The sequence below is a fragment of the Nannocystis pusilla genome, assembly GCF_020073745.1.
Lineage (GTDB): Bacteria > Myxococcota_A > Polyangia > Nannocystales > Nannocystaceae > Nannocystis > Nannocystis radixulma.
Window position 1 is genome coordinate 13,088 of record NZ_JAIRAU010000036.1, and the last position, 18,638, is coordinate 31,725.

Annotated in this window: 16 protein-coding genes; 8 read left to right on the plus strand and 8 right to left on the minus strand. The window is 72.9% G+C overall.

The annotated features are described in order from the left end of the window. Positions 1–11 precede the first annotated feature (11 nt). Entirely contained in the window at positions 12–971 is a 960-nt protein-coding gene (locus K7C98_RS26795; RefSeq protein WP_224194622.1) for a LysR family transcriptional regulator, read from the minus strand. A 149-nt stretch (positions 972–1,120) separates the two neighbouring features. Between K7C98_RS26795 and K7C98_RS26800 the strand changes: the two genes are divergently transcribed. Continuing rightward, complete coding sequence (locus K7C98_RS26800; RefSeq protein ID WP_224194623.1) at positions 1,121–1,969, plus strand: pirin family protein; 849 nt, start codon at positions 1,121–1,123, stop codon at positions 1,967–1,969. An 86-nt stretch (positions 1,970–2,055) separates the two neighbouring features. Beyond that, entirely contained in the window at positions 2,056–3,330 is a 1,275-nt protein-coding gene (locus K7C98_RS26805; protein WP_224194624.1) for a right-handed parallel beta-helix repeat-containing protein, read from the plus strand. On the opposite strand, the gene K7C98_RS26810 is transcribed toward K7C98_RS26805, so the two are convergent. Next, on the minus strand, positions 3,287–4,216 hold the full coding sequence (locus tag K7C98_RS26810; protein WP_224194625.1) for an AraC family transcriptional regulator: 930 nt from the start codon (positions 4,214–4,216) through the stop codon (positions 3,287–3,289). The two genes, K7C98_RS26805 and K7C98_RS26810, sit on opposite strands and share 44 nt — an antisense overlap. Before the next feature lie 46 nt (positions 4,217–4,262). Further along, on the minus strand, positions 4,263–5,213 hold the full coding sequence (locus tag K7C98_RS26815) for an alpha/beta fold hydrolase (RefSeq protein WP_224194626.1): 951 nt from the start codon (positions 5,211–5,213) through the stop codon (positions 4,263–4,265). Positions 5,214–5,645: 432 nt separating this feature from the next. On the opposite strand from K7C98_RS26815, the gene K7C98_RS26820 reads away from it, so the two are divergent. Continuing rightward, positions 5,646–6,167, plus strand: coding sequence for a hypothetical protein (locus K7C98_RS26820; protein WP_224194627.1), 522 nt, complete (start codon positions 5,646–5,648; stop codon positions 6,165–6,167). A 275-nt stretch (positions 6,168–6,442) separates the two neighbouring features. After that, positions 6,443–6,760, plus strand: a complete 318-nt coding sequence (locus K7C98_RS26825) for a hypothetical protein (RefSeq protein WP_224194628.1) — start codon at positions 6,443–6,445, stop codon at positions 6,758–6,760. Between the two features lie 120 nt (positions 6,761–6,880). Here K7C98_RS26825 and K7C98_RS26830 read toward each other — a convergent pair whose 3' ends face one another. Next, entirely contained in the window at positions 6,881–7,795 is a 915-nt protein-coding gene (locus K7C98_RS26830) for a LysR family transcriptional regulator (RefSeq protein WP_224194629.1), read from the minus strand. Between the two features lie 148 nt (positions 7,796–7,943). Here K7C98_RS26830 and K7C98_RS26835 point away from each other — a divergent pair, with 148 nt between their 5' ends. Beyond that, positions 7,944–8,828, plus strand: coding sequence for a haloalkane dehalogenase (locus tag K7C98_RS26835; protein ID WP_224194630.1), 885 nt, complete (start codon positions 7,944–7,946; stop codon positions 8,826–8,828). A 78-nt stretch (positions 8,829–8,906) separates the two neighbouring features. On the opposite strand, the gene lepB is transcribed toward K7C98_RS26835, so the two are convergent. Next, positions 8,907–10,292 (minus strand): signal peptidase I, encoded by a 1,386-nt coding sequence (gene lepB, locus K7C98_RS26840; protein WP_224194631.1) that lies wholly within the window; start codon positions 10,290–10,292, stop codon positions 8,907–8,909. Between the two features lie 193 nt (positions 10,293–10,485). Here lepB and K7C98_RS26845 point away from each other — a divergent pair, with 193 nt between their 5' ends. Beyond that, positions 10,486–11,052, plus strand: a complete 567-nt coding sequence (locus K7C98_RS26845) for a DUF2165 domain-containing protein (protein WP_224194632.1) — start codon at positions 10,486–10,488, stop codon at positions 11,050–11,052. Between the two features lie 30 nt (positions 11,053–11,082). Here the strand turns inward: K7C98_RS26845 and K7C98_RS26850 are convergent, their stop codons facing one another. Further along, positions 11,083–12,342 (minus strand): citrate/2-methylcitrate synthase, encoded by a 1,260-nt coding sequence (locus K7C98_RS26850; RefSeq protein WP_224194633.1) that lies wholly within the window; start codon positions 12,340–12,342, stop codon positions 11,083–11,085. Between the two features lie 96 nt (positions 12,343–12,438). Here K7C98_RS26850 and K7C98_RS26855 point away from each other — a divergent pair, with 96 nt between their 5' ends. Together K7C98_RS26855 and K7C98_RS26860 are read left to right on the plus strand one after the other, a co-directional pair. Then, complete coding sequence (locus K7C98_RS26855) at positions 12,439–13,533, plus strand: citrate synthase (protein ID WP_224194634.1); 1,095 nt, start codon at positions 12,439–12,441, stop codon at positions 13,531–13,533. An 83-nt stretch (positions 13,534–13,616) separates the two neighbouring features. Then, a complete protein-coding gene (locus tag K7C98_RS26860; RefSeq protein ID WP_224194635.1) occupies positions 13,617–15,101 on the plus strand; it encodes an FG-GAP-like repeat-containing protein in 1,485 nt (494 codons plus the stop codon). Positions 15,102–15,149: 48 nt separating this feature from the next. On the opposite strand, the gene K7C98_RS26865 is transcribed toward K7C98_RS26860, so the two are convergent. After that, positions 15,150–16,865 carry an FG-GAP repeat domain-containing protein gene (locus tag K7C98_RS26865; RefSeq protein ID WP_224194636.1) on the minus strand — a complete coding sequence of 572 codons (1,716 nt, stop codon included), beginning with the start codon at positions 16,863–16,865 and terminating at the stop codon, positions 15,150–15,152. A 275-nt stretch (positions 16,866–17,140) separates the two neighbouring features. Further along, positions 17,141–18,241 carry a hypothetical protein gene (locus K7C98_RS26870; protein ID WP_224194637.1) on the minus strand — a complete coding sequence of 367 codons (1,101 nt, stop codon included), beginning with the start codon at positions 18,239–18,241 and terminating at the stop codon, positions 17,141–17,143. Between the last annotated feature and the right edge of the window lie 397 nt (positions 18,242–18,638).

Consider the following 18,638-nt stretch of genomic DNA (forward strand, 5'->3'; position numbering starts at 1 on the left):
CGACAACAGCTTCAGCGGGCGCGCCGGGAGCTCTGGCGCGGGCGGCGAGCCGCGGCGCCGAGGTCCACCGTCTTCTGCAGAGTCGGCGCCCAGGCGACGAGGGCGTCGATGAACGCGCGCACGTGCGCCGGCAAGAACTCGCGCTCCGGATGCACCACCGCCAGGCGGTTCTCGGTCTCGAGGACCTGCGGCAGCACGCGGACGAGCGCGCCCTGCCCGAGCAGCGCCGCCACGAGGACGTCGGGCAGCATGGCGATGCCGGCCCCGTCCGCTGCGGCGTCGCGCAGGAGCCCGAGGTCGTTGGTCGAGAACGCCGGCTCGACGTGCACCTCGCCGCGCCGGGCCTTCCAGCTCGCCTGCGGCAGCTCGCCGCGGGCGAAGCCGGTCAGGCAGCGATGACGCCGGAGGTCCTGCACCGTGCGCGGGTGGCCGTGCTTCGCCAGGTACGCGGGGGACGCGACGGCGAACATCTTCTGGCGCGCGACGATCCGGGCGATGAGCCCCGGCTCGAGCTGGCCCGACGCGCGCAAGGCCACGTCGTAACCCTCGCGGCGCAGGTCCACGAGCCGGGTCGAGAAGTCGATCTGGACGCGCACCTCGGGGTGCCCGCGGAGGAAGGCGAGCACCAGCTGCGACAGCGCCGACGCGACGCCCGGCGGCACGGTCACGCGCAGGCTGCCGCGCATGACCGACCCGCTGCTGCGGACGCTCTCCTGCGCGTTCACCAGCGCCTCCAGCACGAGGCGCGCTTGCCGGTAGAACTGCTCGCCCGCGGGGGTCAGCGCGAGGCTCCGCGTCGTGCGCCGGAGCAGCCGCACGCCGAGGCGCTCCTCGAGCCGCGCGAGGCGGCGCCCGACGGTGGCTCGCGGGACGCCGAGCTCCGCGGCCGCCCGCGAGACCGTGCCCGCCTCGACCGTCCGCGTGAACGCCAGGAGCTCGGCCGTTTCCAGCGGTTCGGCGATCTGGATCATCCGTGAGCAATTCCTTCCATTCGATCGATCTTTGATCGGCCGGCCCCGGGCTGCAAGCTGGGGGCATGGGGAGCATCGACATGGAAACCGCGAGACGAACGACCGACACGGGCCGCGCCCCGGGCCGGAGAATCGACCAGCGCAAGCGATTGCCCGCGCCCCGGACGGGGTTCCTCGGGCCCGGCCACACCGCCGTCGAGGTCGTGGGCCCCGGCGATCTCGTCGCCACCGACCCCTTCGTCCTCCTGATGGACGACCGCATCGACTTCGCCGCCGGACGAAAGGTCGGCGAGGCCCACCCGCACGCGGGGCTCGAGACCGTGACGCTGACGCTCGAGGGCGGGCTGTTCGACCGCGACGAGGGCTCGCTCGCCGCCGGCGATCTGGTGTGGATGACCGCCGGCCGCGGCGTCGTGCACGGCGAGTACATGTTCGCCACCGGGACGCCCACCCGGGCGCTGCAGCTCTGGCTCACGCTGCCCGAGCGCGACCGCCACGCGCCGCCGCGCCTCGACGTCCTGCGGGTGGCCGACCTGCCGGTCCACCGCGCGTCCGGCGTGCAGGCGCGCCTCTACAGCGGGTCGACCCACGGACTCACGGCGCCGACACGCAACCACGTCCCCGTCACCCTGGTCGACGTCCGCCTCGAAGCCGGCGTGACGTTCGAGCAGGCGCTGCCACGCGCGTACAACGGCTTCCTCTATCCGCTGGCCGGCGAGGTGCGCGTGGGCGGCACGGGCGCCTGGCTGACGGTCGGCGAGATCGGCTGGCTCGATCGCCGCGAGGACGACGGCCCCACGCGCGTCGACATCACCGCCGGACCGGTCGGCGCGCGCGTGCTGCTCTACGCCGGCCAGCGCCAGAACGAGCCGACGATCCATCACGGTCCCTTCGTCGCCGGCTCGGAGTCGACGATCGTCCGCATGTACCACGATTATCGTGCGGGCCGCTTCGTGCCGGTCAGCCAGCTCGAGCACCTGGCCCGCCGCGACGCATAGACCCCGACCGTCGCTGCGCGGCCTTGCGCCGGCGCGGCGCGGCTTCGCCGGGTGCAATCGAAGCGCGACTCCACGAGCATCGCCCGATGCTTTCTCACCGGCCTGACAGCGACGCGAGGCGAGCCCGGCGGGCCGCGCCGATCGCCATCGCGCTCCTCGGCGTCGCCGCGGCTGCGTGTGGCGGTTCGACCCCGGGCGACGAGACGGGCAGCGGCAGCGAGACCAGCGGGGTCACGACCGCCGAAGCACCGACCTCCGGGACCACCGGCCCCGGCACCACGGCCGGCACCACCACGAGCCCCACCGAGGCGACCTCCGAGCCCACGACCGCCGCGACCACCGCCGCGACGACGGAGGCCACCGCCGCCGCGACGACCGACGTCACCACCGACGCCGCCACCGGGACGACCGGGTCGAGCACGGGCGACCTGCCTGCCTGCCTGCTCGCCGAGAGCGGGCCCGTCGTCGTCGACGCCGACGACCAGGTGATCGAGAACCTGCACATCGTGTCGACGCGCGGCCCGGCGATCACGATCGACGGACACCACGGTGTCACGATCCGCAACGTGTGGATCGAGCACGCCGGCGGCCCGGGGATCTCGATCGGCGGCGGCTCCGACGACGTGCACATCGAGGACGTAGCGATCGAACACACCGGCGCCCCGGCGGCGGGGCAGAACCCCTCGGACGGCCTCAACAACATCGAGTGCTACGGGTCGGCTCGCCCGGTCGTCCGCAACGCCCGCCTCGTCCGCGGCTCGAGCGGCATCTATCTCGTCGAGTGCCCGGACGCCGACTTGAGCTTCCTCGAGGGCCACGACTTCCGCGGGCCGTTCCCGCGCGGGCAGCTCGTGCAGTTCGACAAGTCGAACGGCGGGGTGCTCGAGGACTTCTCGGTGGTCAACCCGCAGGCGAGCTCGTGGCCCGAGGACAACGTCAACATCTACCAGTCGGTCGATGTCGAGGTCCGCCGCGGCATGATCGACGGCAACAACTCGCCGTCGGGCGTGGGGGTGATCTTCGACGGCGACCTGGCGCTCGGCGTCGTCGAGGACGTCGACGCGATCCGGATGGGGAACGGCTGCTTCTCGGACTACGCCGGGAGCGACGGGGTCGTGTTCCGTCGCACCCGCTGCCGCGAGAACATCTGCGAGGACCAGGGCCGCGGCGCGCCGCTGTCCAACGCGCTGATGTGGGCCGGCCACCCCGGATACACCAAGATCCGCCTCGAAGACTCGCACTACTTCGCGTCGTGCAACGGGAACCTCGTGTGGCCGGACGAGTCGTTCGAGGTCATCGAACTCGACGAGCTCGACTTCACGATGCGCGAACCGATCGTCGTCCAGCTGTGCTGGGAGTGAGCCGCGCCGGCACGCGGCGTACCGCCTCGTCGAGCGGCAGGCAACGATCGACCCACCTGCACACCACGCCGAAGTTCGCCGGGTAGCGCTCGAATTCCCACGCGGCTCCGACGCGGCGGCGGACCGGGTCCATCGCCTCCTGCCCCGCCGTCAGCTGCGGCAGCAGGGGTCCCTCCCGCAGGCGGTGACGGACCACCAGGTAGCGCCCCGCGGGCAGCACGACGCGCTCGAGCGGCGCCGGCACGTCCTCCGACCAGGCCCGCCAGGCGGCGAAGTACTCGAAGGCCCCGCCGGGCTCGCGGTCGAAGAAGACCGCGAAGCTCTCGTCGCGGCGGCTGCCGCCTGCCGCCTGCCGCAGCGCGACCAGCCGCTCCCACAGCCCGCCGAGCTCGCCGTAGTTCGCCGGCGCGAATCGTCGGGCCATGCCGGCGAGCACCAGCTCCGGCAATTGCTCGATCCGCTCGTCCAGCGCCGGCGCGCTCGCACCGGGCCCCGCGCGCCGTCGCCGTTGCGGCGGTGATTCGTCGGCCCCGCGGCGCAACCGGCCCGGCGCCTCGCCGAAGGCGCGCGTGAAGGCGCGGGTGAACGCGGCCTGCGAGGTGAAGCCGCACTCGATCGCCAGATCGATCAGCCGCGCCTCCGGGTCCGCGAGGATCCGCGCGGCCGCCGTCTCGAGCCGTCGCCCGCGCACGTAGGCCATCACGCTCTCGCCCTGCATCTGCGTGAATCGACGCGAGAACTCCGAGGCGGAGTAGCCGGCAGCACGGGCGACGCGCGCGAGATCCAGCGGCTCGAAGAGGCGGCGCTCGATGAAGGCGATCGCCGCCAGGTGCGCCTGGGCGTAGGCGACCGCCTTTTCCTCGCGCGCCGAGAGCCGGTCGGACATCGCAGCTCCTCTCGTCGGAGATGATAGGCGCCGGCCCGCGCGCCGCCTACCGCGATCCGGGGGCTCGCCGTCCATCGGCCTCGGCGCGCTCGACGTGCGCGGAGATCCGGCGCACCAGCTCCGGCCACAGCCCGGGCGGCAGGTCGTGACCGAGCCCCTCGACGAGCCACAGCTCGGCCCCCGCGAGGGCCGCCGCGGTCGCCCGGCCGCCGCTGGGGTCGCGCATGCGATCGGCGAGGCCGTGAATGACGAGGGTCGGCACGTCGACCGCGGCGAGGCGAGCGGTGCGATCGCCGGAGGCGACCTGCGCGACCGCCTGGCGGGCGATCCCCGGCGGGTCGTGGCCGCGGTCGAAGGCCAGAGCCGCGCGCGCGGCGATGTCGGCCTCGTCGACGGTGAAGCCGGTCGAGCCCACGGCGCGCGCGACCCGGAGCGTCTGCGCGACGACCTCGTCGCGCGTCGTCGCCGGCGCTCCGGCGAACAGGACGCGCAGCGCCGCGGGGTCGGGCTGGCCGACGCCCGCCTGACCGGTCGTCGCCATGATCGACGTCAGCGAGCGGACCCGTCCGGGGTGTTCGATGGCGACGGTCTGGGCGATCTCCCCGCCCATCGACGCACCGACGAGGTGCGCGCTGGCGATGCCGAGCGCGTCGAGCAGGCCGACCGCATCCGCGGCCATGTCGCTGAGCGTGTAGCTCGCGGACGACAGGTCGCCCGCGAGCGCCGCCGGCAGATCGGGGGCGGGCGCGCCGGTGAGGTGGGTGGAGCGGCCCGCGTCGCGGTTGTCGAAGCGGATGACGTGCAGGCCGCGGCCGGCGAGCTCGTGGCACAGCGAATCGGGCCAGTGCACCATTTGCATCGCGAGCCCCATGATCAACAGCACCGGCGGCGCGGCCGGATCGCCGAAGCGCTGGTAGGCGACGTCGATGCCGTGGGGGCCGACGCCCGTCGCCCGCTCCTCGGCGGGGGCGACGTCGCTTCGATCGACGAGTCTCATGCTAGTCTCCTCTCGCTGCGGGCGTTCGCCCGCGGTCTTGCGGTTTGTCCGGTCGCGGGCGGTCGCCGCCCGGCCGGATCCCGGACTGTAGGTACAAGGCCGCCGCCATGTTTGACCGTTCCTGCGCTCCGGCCCGCGGCGACCTGGGTCGCGCGAGCGCGCGCGAGGGCGGTCGACTGGAGCGATTCAGCAGACTCGCAGGACGATGGTACGCGGCCGCCAGTGATTCGCGTGAGTCACGGTCTCATTGTTGCGAGGCGACGTGAGGAATGACGGCAGGCGCCGGGCGCCGCCATTCGCTGCAGCTCGGGCGCCGCGTCCGAGGGCCGCTTCGGGCCCGCCCGGAGGTGTCGGTCGGCCGGCGCGGCGCCCGGCGGTGACGTATCATCCACGCCGATGCCTGCCCGTTTTTTGCACGCTTCACTCGCGCTCGTGCCCCTCCTCGCGTCGCTGGCCTGCGAGGAGCCGGCCCCGGCGTGGCAGCCCTTCGAGTCGCGCGCGGCCGGCATCGCCGTCGAGTTCCCCGGCGCGCCCACCGTCACCGTCGAGCAGCAGCTCACCTTGCCGACCGTGACCGAGGTCGAGCGCGTCGTCTTCGACCGCAAGTCGCGCGGGATGCTGCAGGTCTCCTCGTACGCGCTGCTCCCGACGGACGGCATCCCCGTCGAGTCGCTGCTGAGCGTCGACTGCCTCGTGGCGTTCGGTGAGGGCTCGAAGTTCGTCGCCGAGGCGCCGCGCAAGCTCGTGATCGCCGGCCAGGAAGCCATCGCGGTCACCGGCATCGCCCCGCCGGGGCCGACGCTGCCGAACGGCGGGTGGGAGGAGGATCGCTGCGTGATCCTCGGCGGGCGCATGATCCACCTCATCGCCATCGGCCCGAACGACGCGGAGACCCGCCGCGACGGGACGCGCTTCCTCGACTCGCTCCGCCCGCTCGCATCGACCGCCCCCTGAGCGACGGAGCATCCTTTCGCGCACGGAGAGCCATGGCGGCCCCGGCGCGAGCTCGGCGCAGGCGACGCGCGGACGGCGAAACACGGGCGCGGGCGAGAGGTCCGGGCGACGCGGCGCACATCCGGGGCGCGTCGGCGGTCGCCCGAGCAGGAGCATTGCGACGTGGATCGCAAGGGGCGGGCGCCGCGCTCGCGGCCATTGGCGGCGGTGCTACGTTCGCGAGCATGTCCTACGCGGTGCGTGCATTCCCGTTGCGCCGACCGGTCGGCGAACTGATGGCATTCGTATCAGCCCTCCGGGGGCACCGTCGCGCCGAGGCCGAGGCCGCGTATCGGCGTTACGGGGTGCTCCTGGACACCTGGCACATTCAGCACACCTCGTTCGGGCCGTGGGTGCTGGTGATCACGCGCGTCGACGATAGTCTGCGGTTCGAGGACTACACCGCCAGCTCGGACGAGTTCGAGGCATGGTTCAAATCGACGATCCTCGCCCTGTCGGGCGGCGTCCCCGACAGGGCGCCGTTCGGCCCGCCGACGACCGAGTTGTACAGCTGGACCGGCGTCACCCTCGTCGGCAGCGAGGCCGCGGAGTAGCGACAATTCGTCGCCGGCCCGGCGTGTTCGCGGGGCTCATCCGGTGGCACGATCGATCGTGCATGCGACCGTGAATCGTGCTGGTGCGCGGGGCGAGGTGGCAATGTCGAACGGACGGGCTCACGTCCGCTGGCGCCCCTTGACCACGTCGCGCACGAGCGCGCGAAACGCCCGCGCCGCCGGGTCCGCGTGCGTGCGTTCGTGCCAGCACATAGCGATTCGGGCGGTGTGCGCGGGCAACGGCGCGTTGACCTCGCGCAGACCGAGCCCCTCGCCCCTGGCGCGGAGGAAGGAGAGCGGCAGCATGGTCACCAGTTCGCTCGCCGCCACGATCTCGGCGGCGGTGGTGTACGAGGGCACGGTCATCACGACCTCGCGCGGCACGCCTGCCCGCGCGTAGGTCGCGGCGAACGGGTCGCGGAAATTCTTGCCCGGCACCATCTCGACCCGCACGTGGCGCAGCTCGCCCAGCGCGCGGCGAGTCACGCGGCGCTCGAAGACCGAATGGTCGCGTCGGGCCGCGAGCACGCTCCGCTCTTCGAGCAGCGGCTCGGCGTAGATCCCCGGCCCCTTCGCGGGGATGCCCAGGTGCAGATCGATCTCCGACGCCGAGAGATCGCCGAGCGAGACCAGCGTGTCGATGCCCACCACCCGCAGGTGGGCGAGGGGCATCTCGCGGCGCATCGCGGCGGCGAGGAGCGGCGACCAGACCACCTGGCCGAGGTCGGCGACGGCGAGCGTGAACGTGCGCGTGCAGCTCGCCGGCTCGAACGGCGCGACCGACAGCATGAGCTCGAGCTCCCGTACGACGCGGGCGAGGCCCGGGGCGAGCTCGAGGGCGCGCGGCGTGGGCACGACGCCGCGAGCCTTGCGGGTCACCAGCGGGTCACCGAGCGCCGAACGCAGGCGGGCCAGCGCGTTGCTCACCGCCGAGGGCGTGACGTGGAGGCGCTCCGCGGCGCGCGCCACGTTGCGCTCGGTGAGCACGGTGTGGAGCACCAGGAGCAGGTTCAGGTCGACGGAGGAAGCGCTCACGGATCGTGATTTTATAGCTCACGAACGATCACTTCTGGTGTGCAAGGACGCGGTCCACGATCGGGACGTGAACCGAGCAGCGCTGTGCTTCTCCGCGGCTGTCGTGGCCGCCTGTCACTCGCCCCTTCCTCCCTCTCGGAGCCATGTCATGACCGCCACCCCCGCGCGCGCCACCGTCCGTCGCCTCGACGTCCTCGACTCGTTCCTCTCGTACCGGGAGGTCGGCTCGGGCTCGCCCATCGTCTTCCTCCACGGCAACCCCACGTCCTCGTACGTGTGGCGCGACGTGCTCCCCCTCGTCGCGCCGCGCGGTCGCTGCCTCGCGCCCGACCTGATCGGCATGGGGCGCTCGGGCAAGCCGGACAGCCCCTACCGGTTCCAGGACCACGCGCGCTACCTCGACGCCTGGTTCGACGCGCTCGCGCTCCGCGACGTGGTGCTGGTCGGGTTCGACTGGGGCGGCGTGCTGGCCCTCGACTGGGCGCGCCGGCACGGCGACCGCGTGCGCGGCGTCGTCGTGTTCGAGACCTTCCTCCAGCCGATGCGATGGAGCGACTATCCGCCGCAGGGCGCCGAGCTGTTCCGCGCGCTCCGCACGCCTGGCGTCGGCGAGGTGATGGTGCTCGAGCAGAACCAGTTTCTCGCGCGCTCGCTGGGCAACGGGGTCAAGCGCGGCCTCGCCGAGGCCGATCGCGCCGAGTACCACGCGCCCTTCCCCGATCCCGCGTCGCGGCGCCCGATGCTGCAGTGGCCGCGCGAGCTCCCCATCGACGGTGAGCCGGCCGACGTCGCCGCCGTGGTCGACGAGAACGGCCGGTGGCTGGCGAGCTCACCGGAGATCCCCAAGCTGCTGCTGACCTTCGACGGCGGCGGCCTCAGCAACTCGCCGGCGGTCGTCGCGTGGGCGCAGCGCACGATGCAGAACCTCGAGGTCGTGCCGCTCGGCGCCGCCGGTCACCACGCGCCCGAGGATGCGCCCGACGCGATCGGCGGTGCCATCGTCGCGTGGCTCGATCGGCGGGTCGGGCGGTGAGGACGCCGCCGAGACTCGTGCGCTGGCGAATGGCCTGCCCGTCGTCGGGGCAGGCCATCGCGTCGCAAGAGTCCGTCGTCACGGAGCAGGCGCCGGGCGCAGCGCCGTGGTGGCCCGCTCCCAGTCGAGGCGCTCACCGGCCACGCTCCAGGCGATGAAGCGGGCGACGCCGTCGATCGCTCGCACGTCGACGGGGCCGAACGCCCGGCTGTCGTGCGAGGCGGGGCGGTTGTCGCCCAACACGAAGACGTGACCTTCGGGGACGCGCGCGGTCACGGTGTCCGTCTTCGTGTCGGCGATGAATTCGAAGCGGGCGGCGTCGAGGTGCTGCGCGAGCAGTCGCACCGCGCAGGATGACGCGGATTCGGTGTCCGTGGTCGGGGACCAGGGCAGCGCGCGACCATCGATGCGCAGCCCCTCCGCGGACAGCTCGAGCGCCTCACCGGGCAAGGCGATCACCCGCTTGACCAGCTTGGCGCCCTCACCGCCGTCGAAGAGCACGATGTCGCCCCGCGCCGGGACCTTGCCGCGCTCGAGCTTGTCCACGAACACGACGTCGCCGTCGCGCAGGGTGGGGAGCATGCTGGTCCCGTGGACCGCGAAGGTCTCGAACAGCTCGCTCCGCATGGCGGCCTGCAGGGCCACGAAGTCCGACGATTCCTGCGAGGCCGGCAGGATCTGCAGAGTCGTCGGCGCGGGCGCGAGACAGCCGCCGAGATGGCGGGTCGCGAGCGACTCCTGGCGCTGGAGCGCGCGGTCACACCACGCACCGGCGGTAGCGATCACGTCGACGGGTGCATCGATGCGGAGCAGCATCCCGTGTTCGTCGCTGTCCTCCACGGTCACGGTCACGCGGCGCGTGGGCGGGCCCGCGGTGGCTCGCAGGTGCAGCCAGCGCTGCGCGGGAGCGGCGAACTCGAACGCCTCGTCGGGCAACCGCGTCGTGTGCCGGCGTCGGACTCGCAGCGTGCCCGGCCGCTCGTCCTCGAGGACCCAGCCCTTCGCGCCGGCCAGGGCGACGAGGTCGGGGAGCGAGGGACACGCGCGCAGCTTCTCCAGCGCAGGCAGCCCGACGATTCGCCCCTGCACCCCGGAGGACGGATCGACGACGAGGCGGAGCGAACGCAGGTCGGCGGCTCGGAGGTCGCAGCCGGCGAGATCGGGGAAGCTCGCGTCGACGAGCGCTTGCAGCTCCTGGCGAATCGCCGGCCCGTGCCCGGCGTCGAGATCGACGACGGCGGTGACGGGCGCGGGACCATCGAGCGTCTCCGCCGTTTGTGGTGCGGGGAGCGTGCCGCCCGTCCATCGGGCACAGCGGGCGGGATCGGGGGGCTCCTCGTGGGGCGCGGGCGAGCTGGCGGCGGCTGGCGAGGCCGGCCGATGCGGAGGTGAAGGCTCGCCTCCGCATCGCAGCATGACGAGTGAACCGAGCCCCGCGACCGCGGCGAGCCAGCGCCTGTGCATGCGCGCGTTGTAGGGCCCGGCTCTGCACGCGCGCAAGTCGAGCATCGGCGCGGGATCGTGAGGTCTCTTACCGTGTCGAGCTGCAGAGGCCGTCTCGGAGCTCGCGGGCCTCTTCATTGCGTCAGGGCCGGCTGCCGCCCAAGAAGAGGAACACGTCGATCGGCGCCGAAGCCATACCGACCAGGAGCCCGCCATGCATGCACCTCCCTCCGCAATTCGCCCCCGCGCGCGACGACGGCTGCTCGACCTCGGGACGCTCCCGGTCGTCTGCGCGGTGCTCACCGGGCTCGTCGCGCTCTACATGTCACTCGTGGCGCTCGGCAACATCGCCGACCCGGACACCAACGAGGCGTTCGTCCGCCACGTGCTGGCGATGGACACCACGTTCCAGGACGAGGACCTGATGTGGCGCGCCATCACCGACGAGACGATCCAGGATATCGCCTACGTCGGGATCATCGCCTGGGAGTTGCTCACGGCCGTGGTCTTGATCGCAGCGACGGTGGCCTGGGGGCGCGCGCTGCGGACCGGCCTGTTCGGCCGGCCCCGCCGGCTCGCCACGGTGGGCCTCCTGATGCTCGAGATCCTGTTCGTCGGCGGCTTTATCACCATCGGCGGCGAATGGTTCGCGATGTGGCAATCGAAGACGTGGAACGGGATCGAGCCCGCGTTCCACAACGCGACGATCGGAGGGTTCGCGCTCGTCCTCATCCATCTGCTGCCGGAGCAGTCGGGCGACTCGGAGCAGCGCGACGGCTGAGCGTGGACTCCGAGCATTCGGGGCGAGCGATCACGGCCCGACGTAACGGGCGCGCGGGCGCAGGAGGAAGCCGGCCGCGCGTTGCTCGAAGGCGTGGGCCAGCCAGCCGGCGGCGCGGCCGACCGCGAAGATGGCGACGGTGGTGCGCGGGGGCAGGCCGAGGGCCGCGCCGAGGGCGACGAGGCCGATGTCGAAGCTGGGCGGCTCGCGGCCCGCGTCGCGCATGGCCGCGACGACGGCGTGGATCGTGCGGACCTTCGGGCTCCGCGGCGCGTGCTCGGCGGCCGCGGCCAGCAGCGCGGTCGCGCGGGGGTCGCCGTCGGGATAGAGGGGGTGGCCGAAGCCGGGAATCTCCTCGCCGCGGCGGGCTCGCTCCTGCACGACCGCACGCGCGCGCTCGGGCTTGCCGACCTCGGTGACGAGCGCCTCGACGCGGTCGGCCATGCCGCCGTGGCGCGGACCGGACAGGGTGGCCAGGCCGGCGCACACGCAGGCGTACAGGTCGGCGCCGGCGGAGGCGGCGACGCGCACGGCGAAGGCGGAGGCGTTGAGCTCGTGGTCGGCCGAGAGGACCAGCGCGCGGCCCATGACCTGGCGGGCGCGGGCGGTCGCCGGAGCGCCGAGCGAGACGAGCAGGGCGCCGGCGACGTCGGCCTCGGCGAGCGCGGGCCTCACCTGCTCGACGTCGAGGCCCGCGCCGGCGAGCGCCGCCATGCGCAGGATGAGCGCGCGGGCGCGGACGAGCTCGGGCCCCGGCGCGGGGTTGAAGCGGTCCGGGTCGGCCGCGGCGAGCGCCGGCACCGCGAGCGCGAGCGTGACGAGCGGCAAGGCCCCCTCGGGCAACAGCGCGGTGAGCGAGGCGAGCCGCACACCGAGGCCGGCGACCGACCACCGCGGCGCCTGCTCCGGCGACACGCCCGACCACAACAGCTCGGCGACCGCCTCGAACGAGGTCGCCTCCGCCAGCTCGACCGCCGGCCGGCCGCGGTAGCGCGGGCCCGCGGCCTCGATGGCGGTGAGCGCCGACTCGAGCACCGGCTCGCCCCAGCGCAGCGCCCCCGCGGCGACCGGACCGTGGCCCGCACGAGCGTCGCGCCGGGCCTTGAGCCGCTCGAGGTCGTCGCGGCTGTAGCGGCGCTCCCGCCCGGCGCCGCCCGGCTCGCTGCGCACCAGGCCCCGGCTGGCGTAGGCGTACAGCGTCTCGCGCTTGACGCCGAGCAGCGCCGCGGCCTCCTTGCCGCTCACGAATTCGGCGCCCTCGTCGTGGTGGTCCCCGCGTCCCTCGCTCATGATCGGAGCGATGGATTATCAAGCGAATGGTGGATTGTCGAATCAACGTTGATCAACGTCGACCGTGGCATCAATCTCCTGGCCAGGAGGAACGGCATGGACACGACGGTGACGAGGAGCGGTCTGGACGGCGTGGTGGTGGCGGACACGCGGCTCAGCGAGGTCGACGGCGAGCGCGGGCGGCTCGTGGTCGCGGGCCACGACATCGAGCGCCTGGCCGGGGCGACCGCGTTCGAGGCGGTCGCGGGGCTGCTGTGGTCGGGCGCGCTGCCGCAGGGCGAGGCCCTCGAGGCGGTCCGGCGCGCGCTGGCGGAGGGCCGGGTGCGGGCGTTCGCGCAGCTGAAGGCCGCCGAGCTGCCGCGCTTCGCCGACGGCATGGACGCCCTGCGCGCCGCCACGGCCCGCCTGACCGCGGAGGACGGCTTCGACGCGCCCGCGCGGCTGACCGGCGCGGTGGCGGTGTACGCCGCCGCGTGGGCGCGCGTGCGGGCCGGTGGAAGACCGCTCGCGCCCGATCCGCAGCTGTCCCACGCCGCCGACTACCTGCGCATGCTCACCGGTGAGCCGGCCGACCCGGCCCGCGTCGCCGGCCTGGAGGCCTACCTCGTCACCGTCGCGGACCACGGCATGAACGCGTCGACCTTCGCCGCCCGCGTGGTGACCTCGACCGGCTCGGACGCGGTGTCGGCGATCGTCGCGGCGATCGGGGCGCTCAAGGGGCCGCTCCACGGCGGCGCGCCCGGGCCGGTGCTCGACATGCTCGACGCGATCGGCGAGCCGGCCCGCGCCGCGCGGTGGATCGAGGCCGAGCTGGCGGCAGGCCGGCGGATCATGGGGATGGGCCACCGGATCTACCGCGTCCGCGATCCGCGAGCGGCGGTGCTCGAGGGGGCGCTGGCGCGGCTCGAGCAGGCGAAGCCGGCGACCGGCCGCCTGGCGCTGGCCCGCGCGGTCGAGCGCGCGGCCGAGGGCGCCCTGCGGGCGAAATACCCGGACCGCCCGCTGGCCGCGAACGTCGAGTTCTACACGGCGGTGCTGCTCGACGCCGTCGGCCTCGACCGCGCCGCGTTCTCGCCCACGTTCGCCGCGGGCCGCGTCGCCGGCTGGTGCGCTCACGTGCTCGAGCAACGCGCGACGGGTCGGCTCATTCGCCCCGCGTCGCGCTACGTCGGGCCGGCCCCGAACGCGTGAACGACCGCGTCCGGCCGCGTCGGGCCGGTCGGAGGCGGGTGATTCTCGGCGCTCGCCGCGTCGATGTCTGCTATCGTGAAATCATGCTTGTTCGTCGCAGCTTCGCCTTCGCCGCAGCGCTCGCCTGTACGCCCGTTCCCGCGACGACCGACACCCAGGGCGACACCTCGGCAGCCTCCACCTCCACCAGCGACGGCGTCAGCGCCTCCACGACCGGCGGCGTGACGATGACTCCCGACCCGACGACGACGGCGGACCCGACGACGACCGCGGGCCCGACGACGACCACGGGTTCGACGACGACCGGGGGCTCGACGACGGCCGTCGACCCGACGACGACGGTGGACCCGACGACGAGCGCGGACTCGACGAGCACCGACGGGACGAGCACCGGCGCGACCGACACCGACACGACCGGCGAGCCCCTCGGGCCCGGCTGCGGCGACGGCCAGCCGGCTCCCGGCGAGCTGTGTTTCCAGGCGATCGAGCTCGACTTCCTCTCCTTCGTCGACGAGGTCGCGTTCCTCGACTTCGACGGCGACGGTCACCTCGACATCCTCACCCTCGAGTCGCTCCCGCTGCCGCTCGTCCCCGACCCGTCGCTGAAGCCAGCCGCTCCGTTGCCGCTCAAGATCCCCTCCGGCGTGGTCCGCATGTCCGCCCAGACCTTCATCGTCCAGTTCGGCGACGGCGAGGGCGGCTTCACCCCCGGTCCCAAGTGGCATCCCCTCGGCTACCCCGACGAGATGATCTTCGACGACTTCACCGGCGACGGCGTGGTCGACCTGTTCACATCCGGCATCAACAGCGATCCCTCCCTGTCTCCCGGGACAGGTCTGGGCACGTTCGGCCCGGCGAGCGCGATCCCCCTGCCGCTCGACGCGCGAGGTTGTGACGTCGGCGACATCGACGGCGACGGCGACCTCGACTTCGTCAGCGTCGACAACGGGGCCTTCGCCGTCACGCTCGGCGACGGCCTCGGCGGCTTCACGACGACCCTGTTCCCCGCGGCGAACGTCATACGCGACGACGTCGTGATGTTCGACCTCGACGACGACGGCCACCTCGACCTCGTGATCAATCGCTGGGGGTACGACGTGGACGCCCTCGAGACGATGTTCGGCGTCGGCGACGGAACGTTCACCTCCGGCCAGTTGCTGACCGGCACCGGGCAATTCTCGTCGATGTTCGTCGTCGACGCCGCCGACGACGGTCGGCCCGCGGTGTTCGTGCTGTCCGATGAAGGCGCCGTCACGGTGCTGCGCTCGTTCACCGTCGCGGACGACGGCACGCTCGCCGAGCCGCAGGAGGTGCTCACCGGCGGCTGGTCCGCGCTCGCGGCGCGAGGCCGCTTCGACGGCGACGCTCGCCTCGACGTCGCCCAGGGCGGTTTCTCCGGCTTCACTGCGGCGCTCGGCCAGGACCCCTGGCCGCCCGCGCCGGTCCCCCTGTCGAGCGCCGGCGTCGAGGATCCGCGCTACATCGCGGTCGGCGACCTCAACGCCGACGGCATCGACGACCTGGTGATCGGCGGCTTTCCGGACACCCTCTTGCTCTCCCGGCCCTGACCGCGGTCGTCGCACCGTCCGTCGTCGTCGCTCGCGGGCGCTGCACGCTCACGGGTCCGACAGGAAGATCTTGATCGCCTCATCCTCGGTCTGCGTGTAGTAGTGCCCGCTCACGAGGTCGTCGACGCCGTCCTCGTTGAAGTCGCCGACGACCAGGTGGCGCCCGCGCAGCCCCGGTTCCAGGTCGTGCCCGTCGTAGAACAGGCCGGTGCCGTCGCCGCGGAAGACGTCGAGGGCGCTGGAGTTCTCCGTCAGCACGGCGATGTCGAGGAACTCGTCGCAATCGAAGTGGCCGGCCGCGCACCCGAGCGCATATTCGCCTTCGGCGGGGTACTTGTAGAGCATGGCCCCGAGGCCCGCCGCGCCGCCGAGGCGGACGTGCAGCGCCGCGTCGGTGTTGTAGCGGCCGATCGCGACGTCCGGATAGGCGTCGCCGTTGAAGTGGCCGACGAGGCCGCAGCGCGGCGCCGAGACGCTCATGATCGGCTGCATCGGCTGCAGCTCGAGCCCGCCGGCCCCGTCGCCGCGGTAGTGCAGGAAGACACCCTGGCCCGTCACGGACCACACGTCGAGGTGGCCGTCGGCGTCCATGTCGGCGAAGCCGCCCAACCAGGTCTCGAGCGGCGCGTCGTAGGCCACCGCCGGCCCGAACAGCCCGCCGAACAGACCGCGCCGCAGCGTCACCACGTCCGTGAAGCCCGCGAAGCCGGCCGCCATCTCGTACCAGCCGTCCTCGTCGAGGTCCCCGAGCGCGACCCAGCGCAGATGCATGAAGGTGTCGTAGACCTCGCCGGCGACCAGGTTGCCGTCACCGTCGCCGTAGGAGACGTAGACGTCCTTGGCGGCCTTGTCGCCGACGACGTCGAGGTGCCCGTCCTTGTCGACATCGACCACCAGCTTCGCCAGGTGGGTCAGCGTCGGGTGGGTCTTGTCCGGGCTTCCCGCGAGCGTGTCGCCGTCTCCGTACCAGATCATGATGCCATACGTGGGATTGGTGGCGACCAGGTCGAGGTGGCCATCCTCGTTCAGATCGCCGCGGTTCAGGCTCGTGGTGTAGCGCTCGGCGACCATCGCGGCCGGCTTGAACGACAGCCCCGCCGGCATGCCGTCGCCGCAGGCGAGGCTGTTCGTGCAATTCGTGGTGTCGAGGACGCAGGCCGCGGTGCAGCCGAGCGTGCCGCCCTCGAACCCGAGGCCGATGCAGCTCGCGCCCGCGAGGTCGGCCCCGTCGCACGCCTCCTGGCCCTCGGCCACGCCGTCGCCGCAGGCCGCTCCCCCGTTCGTGTCCTCGGTGTCGCCCTGCGTCGTGTCAGGGTTCGTCGTGCCCTCGGTCGTGTCGGTGCTCGTCGTGCTGTCCGGACCGACGCCCGTGTCCGTCCCCGGCCCGGTGTCGGTCGCGGTGCCCTGGGTCGTGTCGGTCGCGGTGCTCGGGGTCGTGTCGGTCGCGGTCGCGCCCGACTCGCTGGTCCCCTCGGTCGGTACCCCGCCGCTCGCGCTCTCCGACGCCGACTGCGAACCGGCGGTCGCGCCGTCGGTGCCCGTCCCGGTCGGCACGCTGGTGGGGTCGGTCGATTCGCAGCGGTCTGCCACGCACACGAGTCCCGCCAGGCACGCGCCGTCCTCCGCGCATTCGCAGCCCTCGTGTCCCGGGAAGCAGGCGTCGCCGCTCGCCCCGTCGCTCGCGCTGGCATTTGTGGTGTCGTCACCGCAGGCGATCGACAACAGGGCGAACAGCGCGAGCGAGGCGGAGGTCCGGAGCGACATGAGCGCCATCCTCGCAAAAATCCCGGCGGCCGCGCATGCCTGGAGGGGGAAAGACGCCGAGGAACTGTCTCCAATAGCGACTCGAGACCGCCCATTCAGCAGTTCTTGCGCGCAGGCGGACACGACCTGGCATCCATCCCGGCGTTCGAAGATGGATGTGTGAAATTCCTGTCGTATGTCGACCCGAGCAGGTCGTCGCATCACCAAAAAAGTGGAGCGCGCCCCGGGCCGCTCGCGGACTCCGGGCGCGCGCTCGGGCAGCTTCACTGCCGCGCTCACTCGCAGCGCACGCGCACGTCGACGACCTCGCCGGTGCGCTGGCGGCCCATCGAGCGGTAGACGAAGCTCGCGCGCTCGAGCCCGCAGTTGCCGCGGCCGTCGCACTCGCGGCGGCTGGCGTAGCCGAGGTCGATCTCGACGATCTCGAAGCTCGCCAGCGGCAGCATCTCCCAGCCGCTCGAGCGGCGGTCGCCGTCGTGGTCGGCCCACAGCACTAGCTCGCCCCAGCGCGCGTCGCTGGCCGTGATCTTGCCGTCGCGGTCGCTGTCGAGCTCGGCGAGCGCCTGGAAGCCGTTGTGAGGACCTGTCCCCGAGGACATCTTCGTGGCGGCGCCGAACAGCTCTTTGCCGTCGTCGATGGTGCCGTTGCGGTCGCGGTCGAGGGCGAGCCACGGGCTGCTCGCGGTCGGCCAGTCGGCGCGCTCGCAGGTGCCGGCGCCGCCGTGGACGTCGAACCCGGCCGCCGCGGCCGACGCCGGCGCGAACTCGATCTCGTCGCCGAAGCTCAGCACCAGCGGCGTGTTGCAGTCATCCCAGTTCCAGATGTGGCGGCCGTTCTCGTCGGTGGTGCAGCCCATCTCGATGTCGAAGCCTTCGCCTTCGTTTCCGAAGTCGCACGACTTCTGCTCGCCCGGCTCGCACTCGCTGGCCTCGCCGCACGCGCCCCAGCGCGTCTCGGTCGCGTCGGCGCTGACGTCGTGGGCCACGCAGTACTGCGTCCCGCCGTCACACGCGCGCGACTCGCCCTCCTTCGCGCAGGTCTCGGTCATGCACGTGGTCCACACGAAGTTGTAATGCTCGAGCGACCACGCGCAGAACTCGATCCCGGCGACGCCGCCGCTCTGACAGGCGGCGGACAGCTCCGACTGATCGCAGAACTCGTCCGCGCGCCCGAAGTCCTCCTGCGGCTCCGGCTCGCCCTCGTCCTCCCCCTTGACCTCGCCCTCGCTCTCGCCGGACGGCTCGCCGTCGTCCTTGCCGTCGTCCGTGTCGTCGCTGTTCAGCCCGTCCTGATCGGGGCCAGCCGGGTTCTTCGCGTCGCACGCGGGCAGAACGAGGAAGAGGGAAGACAGGGTGAGCAGGCGCGTGGTGGTCATGGGGTTCTCCGTCGGTCCGAGCCCCTTAGCAGCACCCGTGCCAAGTCGCCGGAGCGCCCGCAGACGGCCCCCGGAGCCGCTTCCGTCGCCGGCGGCGCGAGGCGGCCCGGGTGGCCGCGTCGCTCCACCGGCGCCCTGGTGTGACGGTCGCGTCGTGCGATCCCCCGCACGCGCGGGCATGGCCGCCTTCGCGCGCAGAGGTCCGGGTCTGCCCCATGCGCGACTCGCTCGGCAGGCACGCTCAGGCCGGCTCGACCCAGTACAGCTGTCGGGGACCGCGAGCGGTGAACGCCTGCTCCTGCGCGCACGCCTTGGCGTAGCTGCGAAAGCGCGCGAGCTCGAAGGCGTTGCCCGGCCTGCTCGAGCCGTGCGGAGTTCATGACCTCCACTGTAGCAG

Coding starts and splice junctions, on each gene's coding strand:
- K7C98_RS26860 (WP_224194635.1), top strand. CDS start 13,617: ATGCTTGTTCGTCGCAGCTTCGCCTTCGCCGCAGCGCTCGCCTGTACG.
- K7C98_RS26815 (WP_224194626.1), bottom strand. CDS start 5,213: ATGAGACTCGTCGATCGAAGCGACGTCGCCCCCGCCGAGGAGCGGGCG.
- K7C98_RS26825 (WP_224194628.1), top strand. CDS start 6,443: ATGGCATTCGTATCAGCCCTCCGGGGGCACCGTCGCGCCGAGGCCGAG.
- K7C98_RS26845 (WP_224194632.1), top strand. CDS start 10,486: ATGCATGCACCTCCCTCCGCAATTCGCCCCCGCGCGCGACGACGGCTG.
- K7C98_RS26855 (WP_224194634.1), top strand. CDS start 12,439: ATGGACACGACGGTGACGAGGAGCGGTCTGGACGGCGTGGTGGTGGCG.
- K7C98_RS26850 (WP_224194633.1), bottom strand. CDS start 12,342: ATGAGCGAGGGACGCGGGGACCACCACGACGAGGGCGCCGAATTCGTG.
- K7C98_RS26810 (WP_224194625.1), bottom strand. CDS start 4,216: ATGTCCGACCGGCTCTCGGCGCGCGAGGAAAAGGCGGTCGCCTACGCC.
- K7C98_RS26865 (WP_224194636.1), bottom strand. CDS start 16,865: ATGTCGCTCCGGACCTCCGCCTCGCTCGCGCTGTTCGCCCTGTTGTCG.
- K7C98_RS26805 (WP_224194624.1), top strand. CDS start 2,056: ATGCTTTCTCACCGGCCTGACAGCGACGCGAGGCGAGCCCGGCGGGCC.
- K7C98_RS26795 (WP_224194622.1), bottom strand. CDS start 971: ATGATCCAGATCGCCGAACCGCTGGAAACGGCCGAGCTCCTGGCGTTC.
- lepB (WP_224194631.1), bottom strand. CDS start 10,292: ATGCACAGGCGCTGGCTCGCCGCGGTCGCGGGGCTCGGTTCACTCGTC.
- K7C98_RS26835 (WP_224194630.1), top strand. CDS start 7,944: ATGACCGCCACCCCCGCGCGCGCCACCGTCCGTCGCCTCGACGTCCTC.
- K7C98_RS26870 (WP_224194637.1), bottom strand. CDS start 18,241: ATGACCACCACGCGCCTGCTCACCCTGTCTTCCCTCTTCCTCGTTCTG.